4 protein-coding genes and 1 pseudogene are annotated in these 5,375 nt (G+C 42.7%); 1 reads left to right on the top strand and 4 read right to left on the bottom strand.

The features are described 5' to 3' along the window. The coding region (locus tag L2W36_RS27040; RefSeq protein ID WP_268980871.1) for a sigma factor-like helix-turn-helix DNA-binding protein at positions 1–154 on the top strand (154 nt) is incomplete at its 5' end. Between the two features lie 275 nt (positions 155–429). On the opposite strand, the pseudogene L2W36_RS27035 reads toward L2W36_RS27040, so the two are convergent. The 4 genes and pseudogenes from L2W36_RS27035 to L2W36_RS27020 all read right to left on the bottom strand — a co-directional run. Next, positions 430–639 (bottom strand): annotated as a pseudogene (locus L2W36_RS27035) (IS3 family transposase); the annotation flags it as partial. A 79-nt stretch (positions 640–718) separates the two neighbouring features. Beyond that, positions 719–3,904, bottom strand: a complete 3,186-nt coding sequence (locus tag L2W36_RS27030) for an efflux RND transporter permease subunit (protein WP_236112042.1) — start codon at positions 3,902–3,904, stop codon at positions 719–721. A 2-nt stretch (positions 3,905–3,906) separates the two neighbouring features. After that, a complete protein-coding gene (locus L2W36_RS27025) occupies positions 3,907–4,908 on the bottom strand; it encodes an efflux RND transporter periplasmic adaptor subunit (protein WP_236112041.1) in 1,002 nt (333 codons plus the stop codon). Then, positions 4,908–5,099, bottom strand: coding sequence for a YgaP family membrane protein (locus L2W36_RS27020; protein ID WP_236112040.1), 192 nt, complete (start codon positions 5,097–5,099; stop codon positions 4,908–4,910). Before L2W36_RS27020 ends, L2W36_RS27025 begins: the two co-directional genes overlap by 1 nt. Positions 5,100–5,375: the final 276 nt, after the last annotated feature.

The raw sequence follows: 5,375 nt of genomic DNA, 5'->3' as shown, positions 1-5,375 counted from the left end.
TGGGTTATTGGGGACTGAAACAAAAACGCTAGACGAAGTGGGTGAAATTATCGGGTTGACAAGAGAGCGCGTACGACAGATTCAAAAACTAGCGTTACAATCTCTTCGCGACAAATTGGTAAGGCAAGACCTAAGCAGTAGGGATATTGGATGAGTGTAAGTTAGGTATAGGTCAGATTTGGACTCAAATTGGCAAAGTTTTACTCTCAAAGATGTAACTAATTGTACTGAAGAAATATTTACACTAAAATCGGCTCGCAAACTGATTGAGATAAAACTCAATAAGCCTTGAGAAGCAGTTTGTCACCTTTTTGCCGCTCACTCCCCCAACGAATGAGCGGCTTTTTATTGCAAAAAACTACAATAAATGGACGTATAGCCGTTTAAGAAAGTCGAACATGATCTGCGCCAGCCAAACTGGACACCGCGTTAAGCGACATATTGTTTTTCAAAGTTAACTGGGCTTAGATACCCAAGAGCACTGTGCCTTCTTGTTCGATTGTAATCAACCTCGATGTATTCAAAAAGTGCTTGGCGCATCTCTTCTCGCGTCATTATCGGCTCCTATTGAACAGCCTCTACTTTTATTGAGTGGAAAAAGCTTTCTACACAAGCGTTATCCCAGCATCTGGAAAACCGTACGTTTGTACATCAGCATAACTTAGCGACATAACCCTATAGAGCAAAAAAACTAAGCTTGACCATGGGTCGCACATTGTTACTCCACTCTCTGAATTTTGATTAACAAACGGTAATAGCCTATTGGGATAGCAATCAGTGTTAACAAAGAAGCTATAAGTACACCAAAGATAAGACTAATCGCTAGCCCTTTGAAAATAGGGTCATCAAGAATAAAAGTCGCTCCCAACATGGCAGCAAAGGCAGTTAACAAAATAGGCCTAGCACGCATAAAAGCAGAATCAACTATGGCCTCCTTTAGAGGTTTTCCATTGCTCAATTGATGATCAATTACATCAACAAGAAGTATTGAGTTACGTACAATAATTCCCGCTAAAGCGATCATCCCTATCATTGAAGGGGCTGTGAATTTTGCGTTCAAGAGTGCATGACCAGGGAAAATACCAATAAGTGTCAATGGAATTGGAGCCATGATTATCAGGGGTACACGGTAGCGCTTAAATTTTGCAACAATGAGTACGAATATTAATAGTAGACCAGCCGAATAAGCGACTCCCATGTCTCGGAACGTTTCGTATGTAATTTGCCATTCACCATCCCACTTAATTGAATCAATAAAAAAATGCTTGGGAGCTTTGGTATAATAGTGTTTAAGAGCAGGATCTAATTGCTCAAGTTTTCCTATTGCATCGAACATACCATACAATGGGCTATCGACCTCTCCAGCTAAGTCACCTACAACGTAGGTCACCGCTCGCAAATCTTTATGGTAAATCGGTTGCTCATTTATGGTTATCGTGCGTTTAATCAAATCACTCATCGGCACAGAATAGCCAAACTGATTGACGATAGGTGCTGCGAGTACTTGGTTTAAATCACTTGTTGCTGTGTGGTTGTATGAAAGCAGTACGGGCGTAGAGCTAATCCGCTTACTTTCTTCCACAAAGCCAACTGTTTGACCATTAAGACGTTTATTGATCTCAGAAATAACCTCTGCTGGAGAAACAGAGTAGTGAGCAGCTAGCGCTGTATCTACAACCCAACTTTCTCGGGTAGTAACATCCGCCAACGTTGTATCAATATCTACCATATCGGGAATGCTGTGAAATATCGACTTAACCTCTTGAGCTTTTTTTGCTCGACCCTCTGCACTCGCCCCATAAATTTGAGCAACTATCGGAGCAAAGGTAGGTGGCCCCGAGGGCTCTTCTACTACTTTTACATTAGCATCATACTGCTTTGCTACAGGTAAAATGGAGGTTCGTACTGCTTTTGCGATATCGTGTGAACCAACAGAACGGTGGTGCTTATCTACAAGTAAGATAGAAATAGCGGCGAGATGCGGCTGCTGCCTTAAATAATATTGTCGCACGAGGCCGTTAAATGTGATGGGGGCATTTGTACCCGCATATAACTCTACAGCTTTGACATACTCGTTTTCTTGAATTGTCCAAGCAATGGCTTGTGTAGCGGCTAACGTACTTTCTAAGCTCGTACCTTCAGGTAGGTCTATGGAAATCGCCATATTTGGTTTGTTATCAAAAGGTAACATCTTGAGTGTCACTAGACCAGTTACCGGTAGCAATATAGCCAAGCCTAAGGCAAGAGAAAGACCGATAAATAACGTCCACTGTCGTTTTTTCTCATTTCTATCGACAAAGTAACGTAGAACTGAGCGAAAGAGCTCTCCCAAACGATCACGCTCTTCTTTGTGCTCAACTGAATGTGGGGTACTTTGTTCTGAGCTAAAGACTTTTTCTGCAACCCAAGGGGTGAACGTAAAAGCTATCAACAAAGAAATCAGCATACCAGTTGACGCATTAACTGGAATCGGGCTCATATAGGGACCCATTAATCCGGATACAAATGCCATCGGGACAAGAGCAGCAATGACCGTAAATGTCGCAAGAATAGTAGAGCCACCGACCTCTTGCACCGCTTCTGGTATTAATGCTGAAAGTGAACGGTTCGGTTCGAGTACTCGACGACGATGAATGTTTTCTACAACAACAATGGCATCGTCGACAAGTATACCAATGGAGAAAATAAGAGCGAATAATGAAATTCGGTTAAGTGTAAAACCCCAAGCATAACTTGCAACAAGAGTTGCAAGAAGAGTTAGCCCTACTGAAGCCCCGACGATTAAAGCGGGACGCCCACCAAGGAATATGAGTACAAGTACTACGACGGCACCAGTCGCGAAGAACAACTTTTCAATTAACTTATTTGCCTTCCCTGACGCCGTTTCACCACTATTTTTATTAATATCGAACTTCATATCAGGAGGGAGCAAGCGCGATGAAAACTGTTCCACGACATCTTCGGTAGCATTAGCTATATCTATAGCATTTTGACCTGCTTTTTTAGCTACTGATATAACCACAGCGGTGCGCAGCGGGGATATTTCGCCATGAGCTAACCCGTACCCCATTTGAACATACTCGGTCGGAGGGTGCGGTACTCGAGAAACCGTTGCCACATCAGCCAGTGTCACAACTTTATTACTTTCCGTTTTGACTATTATACTAGACAGATCATTAGCGGTTCTTATAAAGCGCCCAGGAGTAATGATAATATCGTGGTTATCAGAAGTTATAGTTGCGTCGTAACTTCGTTTACCTAGCCCAGCGATAGCGGCAGATATTGAGCGAAAATCAAGACCGAAGGCGGCCACTTTTACTGGATCAATATCAACTTTCATGGCCCAACCATTAGAGCCAGTGACACTGATATTTCGAGTGCCGGGAACACGCTTTAAAAGTTGAGCAAGAGAGTTGCCAATATCTGCAAGCTCTGCGGCTGTACGACTTTTATCTGAACTTGATAAAGTGAAGTTAATAATGGGAACATCGTTAATTCCCTTTGCTCGAACCAATGGAGGGAGCACACCCAGCTCCGGACTCCAATGTAATTCAGCTAGAACTTGATTCCATGTTTGAACCAGTGCTTCTTGGCGTTCAATGCCTACCTTATACTGTATAGTCACTACGGCATGACCTGGTGAGGACACTGAGTATATATGATCAACACCATGCATTTGAGCAAGTTGATGTTCGGCATGCGATACGACCTGCATTTCCATGTCCCTAGCCGATAAGGTAGGTGCACTAAGGAAGATATCAACCATTGTTACGTTGATTTGAGGATCTTCTTCTTTAGGTGTAATAATTGAAGCAACCACTCCCATCAAAGCAATGACCATCGCTATGAGAGGAACAATAGGGTTACGCTGACTCTTCGTCGCCATCCATTGTGCAATACCCATATTTACTCTCCCTCAGATAGCAAAGCAGCTACATCCGCGGCGATGATGTCACCTTGTTGAAGGCCGGCGGTGACTTCAATGGAATTCCCTCTGATTTCGCCCACTGTAATTGGACGAACTGTGAAACCATGATTACTTTTCGTCCAAACACTGTGAACATCACCATAAGTCAAAACTGAGTTTCGTGGAATAAAAATGGTTTCTCTACTACCAGTATTGATGTGAACAATTACAAAATCACCCGAACGGTTTAGTAATTGCTGCGATGAGACATCAAATCTAATTGAAACAGTATGAGTGTTAGGATCAACACTTGGAAACACGGTGATATTGGAAGCGTGATAACCATCGGAAAAGCTAACTTGAGAGCCTTGCATGACAAGATCTGCAATTTTCGTTGGTATGGCTACGGTCACTCGTTTGCCCGCAATGACTTGACCTGTCAGTAAAGGGGTGTTGGGTACCACCGTTTCACCAACCTCCACCCATCGCTGAGTCACAATGCCTCCATAAGGAGCAATGACATTGGTATAAGATAATTGTTGCTTGAACTCTGCTAAACGAGCCTCAGCAAGTTTGATGGTTGCACGGGAGGTATCACGAAGGTTTTTATGACGTGTCAGCTGCTCCTGTGACACGAAAGACGATTTGCTTAAATTTAGATAACGCTTATACTCAAGCTCAGCTCGTTCATTATCTGCATGCGCAATATCAAGCTCTGCTTCAGCGCGTCTAATTGAGGCAAGAATTTCAGTGTCATCTATTTCGAGTAACACAGAGCCAGCTTCGACAATATCATTGACATCGACATAAATTTTCTCAATACGCCCCGAAGCCTGCGCAGCAATGGTTGACTCAGAGATTGATTCCACCAATCCCCAATAACTGGTATTGGTCGGTATAAGTTCACTCTTAACCTGCAACACTTTAGGGGATGCTAACGTGTAAAAAGACCATAGTGTGCTGAACAGGCCGATAAAGATATGGAAAAGTAGTTTCATCATCACTCCTCCTTAATACCCAGTTTACGAAGAAGAGCCATCATAGGGCACCAATTGGTAAAAGCAGATTGTATCAAATTGACGCTAACAGCAGCGGTGAGCCAAAACCAATTTGGCGAAATGGCAAGGCCTAACAACAGCGACAATCCAACGATACACCCTGCAATCAGTCGTAAATAACGATGTAAATTCATAAACTCGCCTCTGTCTAAATTTGACTATTTGGAACTCAACCTATAGAAAGGTTAGTACATTTCGCTAGTTATAGTTGTTTGCAACTGAAAATTCTGAGTTGAAGACATCGAAAGTTAAAATCAAAGAGCCATTTATTTTGAGAAAATGAAGGGAACATTTCAGCAAATAGAATGAAGGGCTTTGTTGCTTAATTCAGAGAGAAGGCATGCCAGCCCCATCGTGCTTAATTCTTAATCGATATACTGTGTTTCAGGCATACCAAGCCCTGTAAGCTT

The sequence above is a fragment of the Vibrio sp. McD22-P3 genome (genome assembly GCF_021568915.1).
GTDB lineage: Bacteria > Pseudomonadota > Gammaproteobacteria > Enterobacterales > Vibrionaceae > Vibrio > Vibrio mediterranei.
The sequence above is the reverse complement of the archived record's forward strand: the minus strand, read 5'-3'. Positions and strand labels throughout refer to the sequence as shown.

Bases quoted from the DNA above. Each gene is read 5' to 3' on its own strand.
- L2W36_RS27030 (WP_236112042.1), bottom strand. From the start codon at position 3,904: ATGGGTATTGCACAATGGATGGCGACGAAGAGTCAGCGTAACCCTATT.
- L2W36_RS27020 (WP_236112040.1), bottom strand. From the start codon at position 5,099: ATGAATTTACATCGTTATTTACGACTGATTGCAGGGTGTATCGTTGGA.
- L2W36_RS27025 (WP_236112041.1), bottom strand. From the start codon at position 4,908: ATGATGAAACTACTTTTCCATATCTTTATCGGCCTGTTCAGCACACTA.